General features: G+C 71.1%; 13 protein-coding genes. 4 read left to right on the top strand and 9 right to left on the bottom strand.

Features of this window, described 5'->3' with window-relative positions:
- On the top strand, nt 1–502 hold a 502-nt coding region (locus ABD481_RS09055; protein ID WP_344665109.1), incomplete at its 5' end, for a substrate-binding domain-containing protein.
- Nucleotides 503–1,366: 864 nt separating this feature from the next.
- On the opposite strand, the gene ABD481_RS09060 is transcribed toward ABD481_RS09055, so the two are convergent.
- The 4 genes from ABD481_RS09060 to ABD481_RS09075 all read right to left on the bottom strand — a co-directional run bounded on the left by ABD481_RS09060 (nt 1,367) and on the right by ABD481_RS09075 (nt 5,363).
- Nucleotides 1,367–1,591 carry a hypothetical protein gene (locus ABD481_RS09060; RefSeq protein ID WP_344665110.1) on the bottom strand — a complete coding sequence of 75 codons (225 nt, stop codon included), beginning with the start codon at nt 1,589–1,591 and terminating at the stop codon, nt 1,367–1,369.
- On the bottom strand, nt 1,588–3,258 hold the full coding sequence (locus ABD481_RS09065; RefSeq protein WP_344665111.1) for a bifunctional aspartate transaminase/aspartate 4-decarboxylase: 1,671 nt from the start codon (nt 3,256–3,258) through the stop codon (nt 1,588–1,590). The genes ABD481_RS09060 and ABD481_RS09065 overlap by 4 nt, the downstream gene beginning before the upstream one ends.
- A 14-nt stretch (nt 3,259–3,272) precedes the next feature.
- Entirely contained in the window at nt 3,273–5,000 is a 1,728-nt protein-coding gene (locus ABD481_RS09070) for an aspartate:alanine exchanger family transporter (RefSeq protein ID WP_344665112.1), read from the bottom strand.
- 81 nt (nt 5,001–5,081) lie between these two features.
- The gene (locus tag ABD481_RS09075; RefSeq protein ID WP_344665113.1) at nt 5,082–5,363 is read right to left on the bottom strand and encodes a hypothetical protein; all 282 of its coding nucleotides are present in this window, start codon (nt 5,361–5,363) and stop codon (nt 5,082–5,084) included.
- 330 nt (nt 5,364–5,693) lie between these two features.
- Between ABD481_RS09075 and ABD481_RS09080 the strand changes: the two genes are divergently transcribed.
- Nucleotides 5,694–6,941, top strand: a complete 1,248-nt coding sequence (locus ABD481_RS09080; RefSeq protein WP_344665283.1) for an ion channel protein — start codon at nt 5,694–5,696, stop codon at nt 6,939–6,941.
- Between the two features lie 20 nt (nt 6,942–6,961).
- Here ABD481_RS09080 and ABD481_RS09085 read toward each other — a convergent pair whose 3' ends face one another.
- On the bottom strand, nt 6,962–7,552 hold the full coding sequence (locus ABD481_RS09085) for a DUF421 domain-containing protein (protein WP_344665114.1): 591 nt from the start codon (nt 7,550–7,552) through the stop codon (nt 6,962–6,964).
- 153 nt (nt 7,553–7,705) lie between these two features.
- Between ABD481_RS09085 and ABD481_RS09090 the strand changes: the two genes are divergently transcribed.
- The gene (locus ABD481_RS09090; protein ID WP_344665115.1) at nt 7,706–8,227 is read left to right on the top strand and encodes a hypothetical protein; all 522 of its coding nucleotides are present in this window, start codon (nt 7,706–7,708) and stop codon (nt 8,225–8,227) included.
- A complete protein-coding gene (locus ABD481_RS09095) occupies nt 8,224–10,845 on the top strand; it encodes a lysylphosphatidylglycerol synthase domain-containing protein (protein WP_344665116.1) in 2,622 nt (873 codons plus the stop codon). The genes ABD481_RS09090 and ABD481_RS09095 overlap by 4 nt, the downstream gene beginning before the upstream one ends.
- A 46-nt stretch (nt 10,846–10,891) precedes the next feature.
- On the opposite strand, the gene ABD481_RS09100 is transcribed toward ABD481_RS09095, so the two are convergent.
- The 4 genes from ABD481_RS09100 to ABD481_RS09115 form a co-directional block, all read right to left on the bottom strand.
- Entirely contained in the window at nt 10,892–11,578 is a 687-nt protein-coding gene (locus ABD481_RS09100; RefSeq protein ID WP_344665117.1) for a response regulator, read from the bottom strand.
- A complete protein-coding gene (locus ABD481_RS09105) occupies nt 11,575–12,951 on the bottom strand; it encodes a sensor histidine kinase (protein ID WP_344665118.1) in 1,377 nt (458 codons plus the stop codon). Before ABD481_RS09105 ends, ABD481_RS09100 begins: the two co-directional genes overlap by 4 nt.
- A gap of 4 nt (nt 12,952–12,955) precedes the next feature.
- Nucleotides 12,956–15,247, bottom strand: coding sequence for an MMPL family transporter (locus ABD481_RS09110; protein WP_344665119.1), 2,292 nt, complete (start codon nt 15,245–15,247; stop codon nt 12,956–12,958).
- Nucleotides 15,248–15,396: 149 nt separating this feature from the next.
- A complete protein-coding gene (locus tag ABD481_RS09115; protein ID WP_344665120.1) occupies nt 15,397–16,218 on the bottom strand; it encodes a Cof-type HAD-IIB family hydrolase in 822 nt (273 codons plus the stop codon).
- Nucleotides 16,219–16,301 lie beyond the last annotated feature (83 nt).

The following is a 16,301-nucleotide window of genomic DNA, read 5'->3' on the forward strand; positions in this document are numbered from 1 at the left end:
GGGGATAGGGGAATTCGGGGCGCGGGAGGAGTTTGGGCCGGGGGAGGAGTTTGGGGCGCGGGAGTTTGTTTTGGGGGGGTTATGGCATGCGAGTTCTGTTGGTGATGAGGGGGTTGAGTTGATGGTGTTCGAGGGGGTGCGCAGCGATATCGCGGCGGGGCGGGACGCGGCGGCGCGGGTGTTGGGGTTGGGGGCGGCGAAGCGGCCGACGGCATTGTTCTGTGGGAACGATTTGATCGCGCTGGGGGTGTTGCAGGAGTTGTTCGCGGCGGGGGTGGCGGTGCCGGAGGAGATGGCGATTGTCGGCTATGGGGATATGGAGGCGGCGGCTGGGGCGGCGGTGCCGTTGACGTCGGTGCGGCAGCCGGCCGGGCGGTTGGGGCGGGCGGCGGCGGAGTTGCTGATTGAGGAGAGTGGGCCGGGGGCGGGGGAGCATGTGCATCGGGATGTGGTTTTTTTGCCGGAGTTGGTGGTTCGGGCTTCTAGTTATCCTGGTCGGTGAGGGTGTCAAGGGGTTGTTGATCTGGGTGTTGGTGGAGGTGGGTCGTCCGAACGGGTGGGTGGAGGTGGGGGAGTGGTGAGGGGAGGTCAGGCTGGAGGTATGAGTCAGATCGACAACACTCCGCCTGGTACTTCGGACAACGCTGCGGATGTGGACATGCCTTGGGCGCCGAGGGATTACGAGTGGGAGGGTTCGGCGGCGGAGACGCGGGCGTTGGCTTGGGCGGGTGGGGATCCGCATCGGTTGGCGTGTGTGTTTCTTTATGAGGATAAGTTTCCTGTTACGGATATTGTTGATGGGGAGCCACGGCGGGTGTTTCGGGCGGTGGTGGATGCGGCGGGGATGGTGGATCGGGTTGGTGGGGTGGATATTTCGGAGGAGGGGCGGGAGCGGGTGCGGGCGCGGATTACGGGGTTGTATCACGCGGCGGGGAGGGCTTTTGGGGATTTGGGGATTCGGGCGCCTTGGGAGGGGTAGGTGGAGAGGCTTACTGCTTAGGGCCTAAGTCAAAGGCTTAAGATCAAAGTCAAAAGCTGGGTAAGGCAGGCGCCTCCGGCGAGGGCCTCGGATCCCTCGGGGAACTGGCGCCAGTCCATAGGGGGGTTGCTGCTAGTCCCTGCGCTGGCGGTTTGTGAGGTGGGGGTTCGTTCCCCTCGGTCACGTCGGCAGCCCTACGGGTACAGCGCCGCCGCCCGGGTGTCAAGTCCATGCCGCTGCGGTGAGAACTGTTGGGCGGCGGTTGTGCGTGCATGGACTGGACACCCGGTCGGCGGCACTGTAGGCAAAGCCCTGCCGACGTGACCGAGGGGAACGAACCAAAACCCAGGCCGGGGATTGACAGTCTCGGGGGCGGTTGGGGCTGTTTTAGCGGGGTGGCTCTCTGTAGTAGCGCTCCTCGTGGACCTCGGCGGCTGCGCGGTCTCGGCGGCGGAGGGTGGTGAGGATGATGCCTGTCAGGGTGCCGATGGCGCCGCCGATCATCAGGATGGTGCCTACCATCTGGACGTCGATCCAGGTGCTTTCCCAGGTGACGGCGTAGTGGAGGATTGCGCCGATCATGATGAGGGCGAGGCCGCCGGCGATGGTCATGCCTGGGACTCCTGCCACTCCTGCTTGTACTCCTCCATGATGGCGTGGAGGTGGTGGCCGATTTTGAGGTAGTCGAGGTCGTCGAGGTTGGCCAGGGAGACGCGGACGGACCATTCGGGGCCGTCGAAGCCGCCGCCGTTGAGGAGGACCACGGAGGCTTGGTGGGCCAGGCGGAAGACGACGTCGGTGGGTTCGTAGGTGGTTTGGAGGTAGGTGGCGAATTCTTTGCTCTCGAAGGATTCGGCTTCGGCCAGGATGTCGAGTTCGATGTAGTAGCAGGCGCGGCCGGGGTCTTCGGTGATGTGCATGCCGCCGATGCCTTCCATCAGGAGGTCGAGGCGGCGGTGGACGATGGTGCGGAGGAGTTCTTTGTACTCCTGGCCTTCGGGGAGGAGGTCGAACAGGGAGTACAGCATCATCATGGTTTGTTGGGGGGTGGACAGGCCGGCGGTGTGGTTCAGGGCCACGGCGCGGCTGTCGGCCACCAGGCGGTCGATGAACTTGATCTTGGCGGGGGTCAGGGACAGGGTGCTGTAGCGCTTGGCGAGTTCGTCCTTTTTGGCCTGGGGGAGGTTGGTCAGGAGGTGGTCGAAGATGTTGTCCTCGGCCACGGCGATCACGCCCAGGCGGTGGCCGGTGGCGCCGTAGTGCTTGGACCAGGAGTAGACCAGGGCGGTGTTCTTGGGGCAGGTGGCGGCCAGGCTCTTGAAGGCGGGGACGAAGGTGCCGTAGACGTCGTCGGTGATGATGGCCAGGTTGGGGTTCTTGGTCTTGACGATGTCGGCGATGCGGTCGCGGACGCGGTCGGACATGGCCATCGAGGGCGGGTTCGAGGGGTTGACCAGCATGACGGCCTTGACGTCGGGGTCGGCCAGGCGGTCGACCTCGTCGTCGGGGTAGCGCCACATGTGGACGCCGTCCTCGGTCATCATGGCGGATTTGACCTGGATGACGTTGAAGGAGAAGCGTTCGAGTTCGGGGATCTCGATGTAGGGGGTGAAGATCGGGGTCATCAGGGCGATGGTGTCGCCCTTGGCCAGGATGCCGTTGGTGACGAGGGTGTCGAAGAGGTAGCACATGGCGGCGGTGCCGCCTTCGGTGGGGAAGACGTCGATCTTGGGGGCCTTGCCGCCGTACATCTCCTGGGCCAGGTAGGCGCGGACGACTTGTTCGCAGTGCTTCAGGGCGCGGGGCGGGTCGGGGTAGTGGTCGCCGATCCAGGCGTCGGTGAGTTCGCCGACCCAGGCGTCGGGGTCGAACTTCAGTTTGGTGATGCCGTGGTCGACCATGTCGCGGAGCAGGCGGACGCCGGTCATGCCGGGGTTGGCCAGGCAGAAGCGGTCGAAGCGGATGGCGCTGCCCTTGGTCTCGGGCATGCCGCCGAGGTTGTCCATGGTCCAGACGCGGCGGGACTCCTCCAGGGCGAAGGCGCCGAGGGCGAGGTAGGCCTCGCGGGGGCCGGTGGCGATCCAGTTGGGGTTGCCGCGGCCGGCGTTGAGCATCTGGGCGGCGGACTTCTTGTGGGCGTCCTGGGCCAGGTCGATGAGTTCGCCCTTGAGCTCGAAGGGGCTCAGGGCGGACCATTTCTTGATCTTGGTGCGGGAGACGCCCGCGCTCTTGACCGTGGCTTTGCGGGCGCTCTTTTTCTCGGGGGTGGTGGCGGTCACGGCGTTTCCTTTTCCTAGTGGTTGAGCAGGACGATGACCGAGCCCCAGATGGTCAGCAGGACGTTGCTGACCGCGTAGGGGACGGTGTAGCCCAGGGTGGGGAGGGACGATTTCGCGGCCTCGTTCACGGCGCCGAACGCGGCCGTGGTGGTCTCGGCGCCGGCCAGGGCGGCCATCAGCAGCGGGGTGCGCATCTTCATCCAGTAGTGGCCGACGACGAACCCGATCACCAGCGGGATCAGGCAGACCAGGGCCGACCACAGGACGATGCCGATGCCGGCCTTCTTCAGGCCGTCGACGAAGCTCGGGGCGGCGTTGATGCCGACGATGGCGACGAAGGCGCACAGGCCGAAGGTGTCCATGAACCACTGGGCGCCCGGGGGGACGTTGCCGTAGGTCGGGTACTTGGCGCGGAACCAGCCGAAGACCAGGCCCATGATCAGGGCGCCGCCGGAGGTGGACAGCGCCACCGGGACGCCGCCGAGGGTCAGGGCCGGGATGCCGATCAGGGCGCCGAGGAAGACGCCGGCGGCCACGTACATCATGTCGGTGGCGTAGCTGGTCGGCACCGCTTTGCCGATGGTCTCGGCGGCGCCCCGGGTCAGGCGCTTGGGGCCGGTGATCACCAGGGTGTCGCCGCGCTCCACCTCGGTCGACAGCCGGTAGGGGAAGGGGAAGCCGGCCCGGTACATCTTCTCGATGAAGATGCCCACCATCTCCGGTTCGCGGCGCAGGTCCGCCACGGTGCGGCCGATCGCGCGGCCGTCCTTGTTGGCGATCACGTGCAGGTGCTCGGTGTCGTAGTCGAGCAGGGCGACGCTGTCGACCTCCGGGCCGATCATGCGTTCGGGGTCGTAGTCGACCACCGAGTCCCGCAGGCCGGACAGGGCTACTGTGTCGCCGACCAGTAAGACGTGCTTCTGGTAGTTCGCGTCGTGTTCCAGCTGTACGCCGTGGTGGAGCACGTTGGTCAGGTACAGGCGGCGCCCGGCGGCCTTGGCGGCGTCCTCGAACTCCTGGACCGTCTGGCCGGCGAAGGCGGAGTTGGCGATCGCGAAGGTGCGCTGCACGACCTCGTAGTAGCCGGTGCCCAGGTCCGGGTCGTCGGAGGGCACCGCCATCTCCTTGGCCAGCTTGCGCGACTCCTCGGCCAGGTCCTGCTTGAGGAACTTCGGCATGATCGTCGCCACCGTGATCGCGGCGAGGACGGTGGCGATGACGTAGCCGACCGAGTAGGCGACCGGGACCAGGTTCTGCTCGGCGGTGATCTGTTGGGGCGAGTAGCCCGGCAGGGTGCCGATGGCCTGTTGGGACACGCCGATCACCGCGGACTGGGTCAGGCCGCCGGCCAGCAGGCCGGCCGACAGGCCCGGGCCGTAGCCGACGGCCTTGGCGATGAGCCAGGTGACCGCCAGGCCGGACACGCAGACGATCAGCGACAGGTAGACCTGCGGCAGGCCGTCCTTCTTCAGGCCGCGGAAGAACTGCGGGCCCACTTTGTATCCGAGGGCGAACAGGAACAGGATGAAGAAGAACGACTTCAGCGGCCCGGTGATCTCCACCTTCGTCTGCCCCAGGATCAACCCCATGATGAGGCAGCCGGTCACCGACCCGACGGCGATCGTGCGGTAGTGGATCCGCCCGATCAGGAAGCCCGTCGCGATCGTCAGGAAGACCAGCAGCTCGGGGTAGGGCTTGAAGATGTCCCGGTTGTACCAGCTGTCCGCCACCAATGAACCCATGTTGCGAGGGGATCATGGCACTGAGGGGACGGCATGCGGTGCTGCGCTGAAGGTGTGAGCGCGGGTGTCAGGGGGCGGGTGTCAGGGTGCGGGTTCCTCCGGGTGCCAGTCCCGTCCGAGCCGGTTCATCGCCTCGTCCACCTGGCTGCCCTCGGTGGTGCGCGCCGTGACCGCCGGGTGCGGCGGCAGGTCGGCGTCGTCCTCGGCCTCCTCGCGCTCGGCGCGGCGCTGGGCCCGGCGGGCGGCGAGCCAGCCGCCGTAGCAGATCGCGGCCAGCGAGGCCCAGACCATGGGGCGGTTCCACCACGACTTGCCGCCGCTCAGGGCGACCGCCGAGGCGAGTACCGCGTGCGTCGCGTGCATCGAGGCTCCTCCGCTCGCCGGTTCGTCGCCACCATGATCGCCGCGGGTGCGCCGGCCGGGGCCTACCCGGGCCGGGACACGCCCGGCGGTGCCCCGTTCGGGTGGCTGCGGGTGCGGGCGGGGCGCGGGCGGCCCAAAGGTGGAGGTGTGGCGAGTGCGAGCGCGACCGGGGCCGAGGCCGGCGGGGCCGGTTTCGATGCCGGGATCGGCGGCTCCGGGGGTTCCGGCGCTCCTGGCGGTCCTGGTGGTCCTGGCGGTCCTCGCGCCCCTGGCGGTCCCGGCGCCGGTGCGGCGGGCGACGTCGGTGGCCCCGCCGGCGCGGCGGCGGCCTTGGCCGGGGGATCGCCGGCCCGCAAGCTGCTGCCGCTGGTCGCGCCCGCGCTGATCGTCGGCGTCGGCTCCAGCCTGCTGCTCATTCTGTTGTCCGGGATCGCGAACCGGTTCCAGGAGCTGCTGTGGGACCACCTGCCGGACTGGCTGGGTATCGGCGCCTACTCCAGCGCCTGGATCATCATCGTTCTGACCGCCGTCGGCGTGGCGACCGGGTTCGTGGTGTGGAAGGTTCCCGGCCACGCCGGTCCGGACCCGGCGACCACCGGCCTCGTGGACCCGCCGCTGGCGCCCGGTGTGCTGCCCTCGCTCGCGCTGGCGGCGGTGCTGACCCTGGCCGGCGGCGTCAGCCTCGGTCCGGAGAACCCGATCGTCGCCATCAACATCGCCCTGACCTGCTGGCTCGGCGGCCGCTGGATCGCGCGGGTGCCGACGCCGGTGTGGCTGGCGCTGGCCGTGTCCGGGACCGTAGGCGCGCTGTTCGGCACGCCGGTGGCGGCCGCGTTGATCATGTCCGAGGTGCTGGCCTCCCGGCCCGCGCCCGGCGCGCTGTGGGACAAGCTGTTCGCGCCGCTCGTCGCGGCGTGCGCCGGAGCGATGACGATGCAGCTGGTGTCGCATCCGCAGTTCGCGATGCCGCTGCCGCCGTACGACTCCGTCCGCTGGGTCGACCTGCTCAGCGCGATGGTCGTGGCCTCGGTCGGCGCGGTCGCGGCGTTGGCGGCCGTCTATCTGTTCCCGCATCTGCACCGGTGGTTCCTGGTGATCCCGCACCCGGTGCCCCGTTTGGCGCTCGGCGGGCTGGCGCTCGGCCTGCTCGGCGTCGCGGGCGGCAAGGAGACCCTGTTCAAAGGGCTGGAGCAGGTCAGGGACCTGGCTTCGCATCCTGACAGCTACTCCGCCGGACGCTACGCGTGGATGGCCGTGGTGAAGCTGGCCGCGCTGGCGATCGCGTCCTGCGCCGGCTTCCGCGGCGGCCGGATCTTCCCGGCCGTGTTCGCCGGCGCCGCCCTCGGCTTCGCCGCCCACGCCCTGGTCGACACCGTCCCGGTGACGCTGGCCGTGTCCTGCGGCGTGCTCGGCGTGCTGCTCGCGATCACCCGGTCGGGCTGGATCAGCCTGTTCACCGCGGCCATCCTCGGCGGGGGCACCGCGCTGCTGCCGATGCTCGGGGTGGCGCTGCTCCCGGCCTGGCTGCTGGTCACCGGACGGCCGGAGATGGAGCTGCCGGCCGAGGAGGCGGCTTGAGCGCGCGGGACGGCGCCGGCTCAGCCCTGCGGCCCGCGCCGGAGCAGCTCGTCCAGCCGCTCCTGGATCCGGGCCAGATCGGCGCGGATCGCCCGGACGTCGCCCTGGTCGGCGCCCTCCTCGGCCTCCTTGAGCTCGACCAGCATGCTCCCGCCGGGCGCCAGCATCATCTCCCGGACGTCCCGTACGTGCTCGGCGCCCTGCTTGCGCGAGGACGCGATCACGTCGGCCGGGCGCAGCGCCAGCTTGCGCAGCGTCTCGACCTGGAGCTTGCCGTCGCGGATCAGGATGCTGGGCGAGCCCTCCAGCCAGCGCTCGAACTTCGGGGTGCGATACGTCATGTAGACCTGGAGCCGGACGAACAGCGAGTTCACGGCGATCAGCACGGCGGCCCCGTAGAGGCCGCCGACCAGCGAGTTGTCCGGGCCGATGACCGCGTTCTGCACGACGTTCGACAACAGCATCACCACCGCCAGGTCCAGGGTGTTGAGCTGGGCCAGCTCCCGCTTCCCGGCGAGGCGGAGCAGGAGCACGATCGCGGCGTAGACCAGGATCGTGCGCAGGGTCTTCTCACCGTAGGAGATTCCGGTGTCGAACATGTTCTGCCACATGGGCCCATTCTCTGCCGGGCGCTGGGGCGATGCCTGGGAGGCTGCTGGCTCGCGGCGGCGATGGTCCTGGGCGTGCCCGCGGCGGCTGCGGCTGCGGCGGCGGGTGGGCTATCGGGTGGGGTACCGGGTGCGGCATCGGGTGCTGACAGCGGTGTGTCAGTGGCCGTCCGCGCCACCGGCGGTGCGGTCCACGAAGGCCAGCATGTGTCCTACGCGATCGAGGTCCGCAACGGTACCGACCACGCGCTGCCCGATGCCGTCGTCACGCAGCAGCTGCCCGCGAACCTCGCCTTCGTGACCGCTTCGCCGACGGCGCGCCGCGAAGGACACCGCCTGACCTGGACGCTCGCCCTCCCGGCGCACGGAATCGCCCGCATCAGCATGACCGGCGCCGCCGGACGGCCGCACCATTGGGGATCGCGCCCGGTCGGCGACCAGGCCGTCGCGCACGGCGGGCGGCACGGGCAGATCGCGACGACGGTGTGCGTCCGCGCCGACGCCGACACCGGGATCCTCGCCTGCGCGACCGGTCGCAGCGCACTGCGGGCGAACCGGATGCCGCGCTGGCAGCGCAGTGCGGCGGCCTTCGGTCTGCTCGTCGCCGTGGTCGGCGGGGCGCTGGCCGGGGCGCGGATCTGGTGGCGCCGCCGCGCGCGACGGGTCGTGCCGACATGAGCAGCGAAGCGACGCCTGCGGGCGGCGGGTCGGCGTCCCGAGGTGGCGAGCCGGCATCCGGGAGCGGCAAGCGTAAGGCTGGAGGCGGCGAGCCGTCGTCCCGGAGCGGCGAGCCGGCATCCGAGAGCGGCAAGCGAATGCCTGCGGGCGGCGGGTCGGCATCCCGGGGCGGCGAGCCGATCGCCGCGAGCAGCGAAGCTACGCCGCGCGCCGCCGGACCCGCCGCGCGTCCCCCCGACACACCCCAGCCCCCGCGCCTCCGTCGCGTCCGCCTCCCCGCCGACCGCCTCCGCCTCGCCGCCGCCGTCGCGCTGGCGCTGCTGCTCGCCGCGATCGGCATCGTCGGCTACCGTGCCGGCTGCGATTTGCGGCCCGAGATCGCCCATCGCGCTGCCGCGATCCCGCGGTTCCTGCTCAGCGTCGTGCAGGTCGGGGCGTTCCTGACCGTCATCGGCGTGCCCACGCTGCTGGCGGTCGAGCGGCTGGTCAAACGCGAGGCCGAGCAGGTTGTCGACGCCGTCGCCGCGGTGGCGCTGTCCTATCTCGCGGCGATCGGCGTCAACCTGGTCACCTCGCACTATGTCGGCTCCGAACTGTCCCAGGGGCTCGGCGGGCCGACGCCGATGCAGGTCCACCTCGCCGTCGGTGTCGCCGCCGTCAGCATCCTGGGATTCAGCCGCAGCTGGATGCGCTCCCTGTTCTACAGCGCCGCCGGGCTCGGGGGTCTGGCTGTGGTCCTGCTCGGCGACGACTCCGTCACCGGCGTCCTGCTGTCCATCCTGCTCGGGCGGATCGTCGCGGTCGGCTGGCTGTGCGCCCGCGGCGCCGTCGACACCCGGCCCGGGGTCCGCCGCGTGCTGGAGGAGCTGAACCGCGCCGGGCTGCGCGCCCACCCCGGGACGCTGCGCGTGCTCGACCCCGGTACCGAGGGCACCCGGCGGTTCCGGGTCAGCGCCGAATGCGCCGCCAACGGCCACCGGGAAGTGCTCGACCTCTCCGTGCTGGACCAGGGCCAACGCGCCGCCCAGCTGCCCAGCCGGCTGTGGCAGTGGATCCGCCTGCGCGGGCCCGCCCGCCGCCGCAGCTTCCTGTCTTTGCGCCGCAGCGTCGAGAGCGAGGTGCTGATGGCGATGGCCGTCGCCGCCGCCGGCGTCCGCACTCCCGCGTTGCGCGCCGCGCGCCAGGTCGACCAGGACACCGCGCTGCTCGCCTACGACCATGTCGACGCCCCGCGCGTCCGCGACCTGCCGCACAACGCCTTCACCGACCGCTTCCACCGCGAGGTCTGGGACCTGTGGCAGCGGCTGCGCAGCCGCCAGCTCGCCCACCGCGAGCTCACCCTCGATCACCTGCTGCTCGACCGGAACGGCCGGCTCTGGCTCACCGACGTCGGCTACGGCGCGATCACCGCCGAGGACGTGCTCTGCCGCCTCGACGGCGCCGAACTCCTGGTCTGTCTCGCCCTGCGGGTCGGGGTCGACCGCGCCACCGAACAGGCCGTCGCCGCCCTCGGCCCCGGCACCGTCGCCTCCCTGCTGCCGCTCATGCAGCCGATCCTGTTCACCGAGGAGACCGCCAAGGCCCTGAAACGCGAACGCGCCCTGGACGTGGTCGGCACCATCCGCGAACGCATCATCGCCCTGCACCCCGAGGCCGACGTCCAGCCGATCATGCTGGAACGCGTCCGCCCCCGCACCGTGCTCAGCGTCGTCGGCGGCGCCATCGCGTTCTACCTGCTCGCCACCCAGCTCACCGGCTTCCAGGTGCCGCAGCTGGACACCTGGCAGGCCTGGGCCTGGGTCGGCGGCGCCGTGCTCGCCTCCGCCACCACCTACGTCGCCGCCGCGCTGAACCTCATCGGCTGCGTCAAGGAACGGCTCCCCTTCCGGACCGCCGTCGGCGCCCAGGTCGCCGCCGCCTTCGCCGGCCTGGTCGCCCCCGGCGCGGTCGGCGGCCTGGCCGTCAACACCCGCTACCTCCAGCGCGCCGGGATCCCGGTGGCGCGCGCGGTCACCTCCGTCGGCGTGTCGCAGGTCATCGCCTTCGCCTGCTACCTGCTGTTGCTCCTGCTGTTCAGCGCCTTCGCCGGCAGCCGCCAGAAGGAGGGCGGGAGCTTGTCGGCGGTCACGCCCTCGGCGACGGTTACCGGCGTGATCGTGGTCCTGGCGGTGCTGTGCGTGCTCATCGCCGCCGTCCCGCGCCTGCGCATGATGGTCATGAAGCGGGTCCGTCCGCTGATCACCGACGTCTGGCCCGAGGTGCTCCAGGTCGCCCGCTCGCCCCGCAAGCTGGTCCAGGCCGTCGGCGGCGCGCTGGCCCTGCCGCTGGCGGCCAGCGTCTGCCTGTGGGCGTCGGTCAACGCGGTCAGTGGCAGCGACGTCGGCCTGGCCGCGATGGGCGTCGCTTACCTGGTGGCCAAGGCCCTGGGCTCGCTCGTGCCCACTCCCGGCGGCATCGGCGGCATCGAGGCGGCGCTGACCGCCGGGCTCACCGCCGCCGGGATCCCGTCCGCGGTGGCGGCCACGGCCGTGATCGTGTTCCGGCTGCTGACGTGGTGGCTGCCGGTGATCCCGGGATGGTTCGCCTTCACGACGTTGCAGCGGCGCGGGGCGCTGTAGCCCGGCGATTCGGTAGTTCGGTGACTCAGTGCCCGGAGTTCGTGAGTCAGTGCCCGGAGTTCGGCCGGACCAGCCCCGACTCGTAAGCGATGACCACTACCTGCGCGCGGTCCCGCGCCCCGAGCTTCATCATGGCCCGGTTGACGTGGGTCTTCGCGGTCAGCGGCGTGACGAACAACCGGGCGGCGATCTCCTCGTTCGACAGCCCGGCCGCCACCAGCGTCACCACCTCCCGCTCCCGCGCGGTCAGGGCGTCCAACGGCGCGGGCACGACCGGCGTGTCGGCCGGCGCGGCCAGGAACCGGGTGATCAACGCCCGCGTCGCCGCCGGGGACAGCAGCGAATCCCCGGCCGCCACCGTCCGGATCGCCCGCAGCAGCTCCTCCGGATCCACGCCCTTGCCCAGGAACCCGCCGGCCCCGGCGCGCAGCGCCTCGGCGACGTACTCGTCGTTCTCGAACGTGGTCAGGATCAGCACCTTGACCCCGCCGAGCTCCGGCTCCGCCGCGATCAGCCGGGTCGCCGCCAGCCCGTCCAGCACCGGCATCCGGATGTCCATCAGCACCAGATCCGGCCGCAGCTCCCGGGCCAGCGCCACCGCCTCCCGGCCGGTGCCCGCCTCGCCGACGACCTCCAGATCCGGGGTCGAGTCGATCAGCAGGCGGAACGTGCCGCGCAGCAGCGCCTGGTCGTCGGCCAGGACGACGCGCGTCGCGCCGACGGGCTCGGTCACGACGCGGCCCCGGCCGGCTCGCCGGTCAAGCGGTGCCCGGGCGGCTCGCCGGTCAGGCGCTGCCCGGGTGTCACGGCGCGCGCGACCTGCGCGACCTGCGCGACCTGCGAACCCTTCTCCGACAGCGCGGGCAGCGCGGGCAGCGGCAGCTCCGCGTCCACCCGGAATCCGCCGCCGGCCCGCGGCCCGGCCGCGAACGTGCCGCCGACCGCCTTCACCCGCTCCTGCATCCCGATCATCCCGTGTCCGGTTCCCAGGCCGGAGCGGGCCGCGCCCCGGCCGCCGTCGTCGACCACGCTGATCCGCACCACGTCCGGCCCGACCTCGACGCGCACCCGCGCCGCCGCGTGCCGGCCGGCGTGCTTGTGGGTGTTGGTCAGCGCCTCCTGCACGATCCGGTAGGCGGTCAGCTCGGTCAGCGCCGGCACGAGGCCGTGGTCGGTGCCGCCCCCGGTGCCGCTGCCGCTGCCGCTGCCGGTGCCGGTATCAGTTCCAGCATCGGTCCCGATGCCCGGACCCTCCATCGCCACGTCCAGACCCGCGTGCCGGAACGAGTCGACGAGCGTCGCCAGCTCGGTCAGGCCCGGCGCCGGCTCCCTCGGCGCGGCCGACTCGTCCCCGGCGCGCAGCAGGCCCACCGTGGCCCGGAGCTCGTCCAGCGCCGAGCGCGAGGTGTCGCGGATGCGCTCCAGTGCCTCGTACGCGTGCGACGGATCGGTCTTCATCAGATGGTGCGCGACCCCGGCCTGCGCGTTGACCAGCGTGATGTGGTGCGCCACGACGTCGTGCAGCTCCCGGGCGATCCGCATCCGCTCCTCGGTGACCCGCCGCCGCGCCTCCTCCTCCTTGGTCCGCTCCGCCCGCTCGGCCCGCTCCACCGCCGAGACCAGCAGCTCGCGCCGGCTGCGCGAGGCGTCGCCGACCGCCACCGCGAGCCCGACCCAGGCGATCAGGCCCAGGTTCTCGCCGAGCGCGTCCATCTCCGGCCGCAGCGCGAGCGCGAGGGTGGTGATGGTCACAGCGGCGGCCACGCCGACCCGCGCCGCGGTCCGGCGGTCCGAGCGCTTCGCGAACGAATACAGCGAGATCGCGAAAGCGATCGGCGGCACGCTCGGCACCCCCGTCGCCGCGATGGCGATCACCGTCACCACCGCGTTCCCGACCACGGCGCCCAGCGGCCACCGGCTGCGGAACAGCAGCGGCACGGCGGCCATGCTCAGCAGGGCCCCCACCACCGGGGCGCTGAGGTCCCGGTGCAAGGCGCTGACGAAGACGGCCGGCGAAAGGAGCAGCAGGTACAGCGCGGTGGTGACGACGTCACGCCGCGTAGTCCCGGGCCGCAGCCACTCCTTCAGCCGGTCCACTGCTGTCATCTCTTTACTGTATGCGGTGATTCGCGGAGGCCAGCTCGGGCTCGTCGCCGGGCTCGCCACTCGACTTGCCACCCGGCTCACCGCCCGGCCCGCCCCCGGGCCCGCCGACCGGAACCGGATCCGGCTCGCCCTCGACCGACAGCCGCGGCAGCACCCGGTCCAGCCACTTCGGCACCCACCAGTTGGCGGACCCGAAGCGGTGCATCAGCGCCGGGACCAGCACCAGCCGCAGCATCAGCACGTCGAGCAGGATCGCCACCGCCAGCGCCACGCCGAACTCGGCGATCATCCGCTCCCCATTGAGCAGGAACGCGCCGAACACGCAGCTCATGATGACCGCCGCGGCCAGGATCACCTGCCCGGTCTCGCCGTGCCCGATCCGGACCGCCCGTCCGTTGTCCTTCGAGTGCGACCACTCCTCGTGCATCCGGCTGATCAGGAACACCTGGTAGTCCATCGACAGGCCGAACAGGATCCCGATCACCAGCACCGGCACGAACGACTCCACCGGCCCCGCTCCGCCGGCGCCCAGCGCCTCCGAGCCCCAGCCCCACTGGAACACGGCGACCAGCGAGCCGAACGCCGCACCCATCGTCAGCAGGTTCATCGCGACGCCGATCAGCGGCACCAGCAGGCTCCGGAACGCGACCATCATCAGGACGCAGCCGAGTCCGACGATGATCGCCACGAACAGCGGCAGCTTGCCGATCAGCGTGTCGTTGAAGTCGTTGGTGATGGCGGTGTTGCCCGAGACCATCACGTGCAGCGTGCTCCCGGCCTCGGCCGGCGGAATGACGTCGTGGCGCAGCCGGTCGATCAGATCGGTGGTGCCCTGGTCCTGCGGCGACGTGGTCGGCACCACCTGGATCACCGCCAGGGTCTGCCCCGGCTCCTGCGGCCGCGCATTGACCGCCGCGACACCGGGCACCGTCTTCATCTGCGTGACCAGCTTGTCCAGCACCTGCTGATCCGCGGCGGCCGGAGTCTGGGCCACCAGCGTCAACGGGCCGTTGAAGCCCTTGCCGAAGCCCTCCGCCAGCAGGTCGTACGCCTGGCGCGTGGTCGTCGCCTTGGGGTCGTTCCCGGCGTCGGAGGAACCCAGCCGGATCGAGAAGAAGGGGACCGCGACCAGCACCATCACGCCGACGGCCAGCAGCGCCTTGCCCAACGGCCGCGCCTGCACCTTGCCGGCCCAGCGCACGAATCCGTTCTCACCCGCCGCCCGGCGGCCGTACGGGGCCAGAACCCCGACCCGGGCCTGCCGCGCCGCCAGCTCCCGCCGCTGCTTCTTGCTCAGCACGCGCAGCTTCAGGAAGCCCAACAACGCCGGCAGCAACGTGATCGCGGCCAGCACCGTCATCGAGACGGTGACCGCGGCGCCTATGGCCATGCCGTTCAAGAAGCTCAGCCCGAGCGCGAACATCCCCAACAACGCGATGACCACGGTCCCGCCGGCGAAGATCACGGCCCGCCCCGACGTGTTCAACGCCTTGGTGACCGACTCCTCCACCGACAGCCCCGCCATCAGGCCGCGACGATGCCGGTTGACGATGAACAGCGCGTAGTCGATGCCGACACCCAGTCCCACCAGCGTCGCCAGCGTCGGCGCGGTGGAGCTGATCGACACCAGGCGCGACAGCTGGCCGGTGGCCAGCACCCCCGACACGACGCCGGCGATGCCTGTCACGATCGGCAGCGAGGCGGCCCCGACCGACCGGAACACCAGGCCCAGCACCAGCATTGCGGCCACGACGCCGATCAGCTCCGCCGAGCCGCCCATGCTCCGCTCGGCCTGCGAGACCGCCTGCCCGCCGAGCTCGACCTGAAGGTGCTCGCCCCGGGCCGCCTTCGCCAGGTCGATGACGTGCTGGACCTGCTCCTTCGGCAGGTCGTGCGCCTGCTGGGAGAACGTGACGGTGGCGTAGGCGATCGTCTGGTCGCCGTTGATCTGGCTCGCTCCCCGCTCCCCGCCGTAGGGCCCGGTGACCGCGCTGACCCCTGGGGACTTGGCGATGGCGTCCAGCGTCTGCGTCATGACGCTTTGCACGGCCGGGTCCGTGACCTTCTCCCCGCCGCCGGCCCGCCACACCACGGTGTCGGCGTCGCCGGAGGCCGCGGGCATGGCGCTTTTCAGCAGGTCCAGCGCTTGACTCGACTCCGAGGCCGGAATAGACATCGTGTCGTTGTACTTGGTCCCGGCCGAGCCGGTCAGCACTCCCAGGCCGACGATCAGCCCCAACCACACCAACACGGTGACCAGCCGGCGCCGATGGCACCAGCGAGCGATGACGGACATGAGGGGGCACCCCGACCTTCGTAGCGAGCATGGATCGTGCGCTCTATACGCTGCCGGGAACAGGGCCTACGAAGCGTCTAGCAGACGCAGACAATCGGACTGCTGCGAACGCAGTACGGGCCGCCGCGGGATACCGCCGACGCAGCACGTCACAACCCCAGCAATCCCTCCAAAAACACTGCCACTCCGTCCTCCTCGTTGGACCCGACCACGCCGCCGGCGGCGGCCAGCACGCTGGGATGCGCGTTCCCGACCGCGTAGGAGTGTCCGGCCCACCGCAGCATCGACAGGTCGTTCGGCATGTCGCCGAACGCGATGACGTCGGCGGCCGGGACCCCCAGGCCGCCCGCGTACCGCGCCAGCCCCTCGGCCTTGCTCACGCCGTGCGCCACGGCTTCGACCAGCCGGAGCCCGTTCGAGTGGTAGACCGTCACCAGATCCCCGATCGCCGGCTCGGCCAGCGCCACCAACTCGTCCGCGGAGAGCGTCGGGTGGCGCCCCACCAGCTTCGGGGCCGGACGGCCCCACAGCTCGGCCTCGGTGAGCCGCTCGATCGTCACGCCCTCGTCCCAGTCCCACGCCTCGTACAGGTCGTCGGCGGCCAGGCCGTCCGCGTACTCCACCGCCAGCCCGATCCCCGGCACCGCCTCGCGCAGTCCCCGCGCCGCCTTGGCCAGCGTCGCCGGATCGATCGTGTACTCGGCGACCACGGCGCCGGCTCGCAGGTCGTAGTCGTACGCGCCGTTGGAGCACACCGCCGTTCCGTGGCCCCGGGCGCCGAACGCCTCGGCGATCGGGCCCATCAGCCTCGGCGGCCGACCAGTGATGAAGACGAACGGCACCCCGGCCTCCTCCAGCTTCGCGAACACCGCGACGGTCCGCTCGGACACGGTGCCGTCGTGCCGGACCAGGGTGCCGTCCAGATCGCAGGCTATGAGGCGGGGCAACGAGGGGGTCGAGGAGATCGTCATGGCGCTATTCTCCTCGCCCCGGTTCGGACCTTGACGCTGCCCGGCGCCCCGCACTACCGTTCCGGACGTCGAGCGTATTCATA

It is taken from the genome of Catenulispora yoronensis, assembly GCF_039531695.1.
Classification (GTDB): domain Bacteria; phylum Actinomycetota; class Actinomycetes; order Streptomycetales; family Catenulisporaceae; genus Catenulispora; species Catenulispora yoronensis.

What these genes read in the sequence shown, in the direction of transcription:
- ABD481_RS09075 (WP_344665113.1), bottom strand. Translation starts at nt 5,363, where the DNA reads ATGCACGCGACGCACGCGGTACTCGCCTCGGCGGTCGCCCTGAGCGGC.
- ABD481_RS09060 (WP_344665110.1), bottom strand. Translation starts at nt 1,591, where the DNA reads ATGACCATCGCCGGCGGCCTCGCCCTCATCATGATCGGCGCAATCCTC.
- ABD481_RS09095 (WP_344665116.1), top strand. Translation starts at nt 8,224, where the DNA reads ATGAGCAGCGAAGCGACGCCTGCGGGCGGCGGGTCGGCGTCCCGAGGT.
- ABD481_RS09115 (WP_344665120.1), bottom strand. Translation starts at nt 16,218, where the DNA reads ATGACGATCTCCTCGACCCCCTCGTTGCCCCGCCTCATAGCCTGCGAT.
- ABD481_RS09105 (WP_344665118.1), bottom strand. Translation starts at nt 12,951, where the DNA reads ATGACAGCAGTGGACCGGCTGAAGGAGTGGCTGCGGCCCGGGACTACG.
- ABD481_RS09085 (WP_344665114.1), bottom strand. Translation starts at nt 7,552, where the DNA reads ATGTGGCAGAACATGTTCGACACCGGAATCTCCTACGGTGAGAAGACC.
- ABD481_RS09110 (WP_344665119.1), bottom strand. Translation starts at nt 15,247, where the DNA reads ATGTCCGTCATCGCTCGCTGGTGCCATCGGCGCCGGCTGGTCACCGTG.
- ABD481_RS09070 (WP_344665112.1), bottom strand. Translation starts at nt 5,000, where the DNA reads ATGGGTTCATTGGTGGCGGACAGCTGGTACAACCGGGACATCTTCAAG.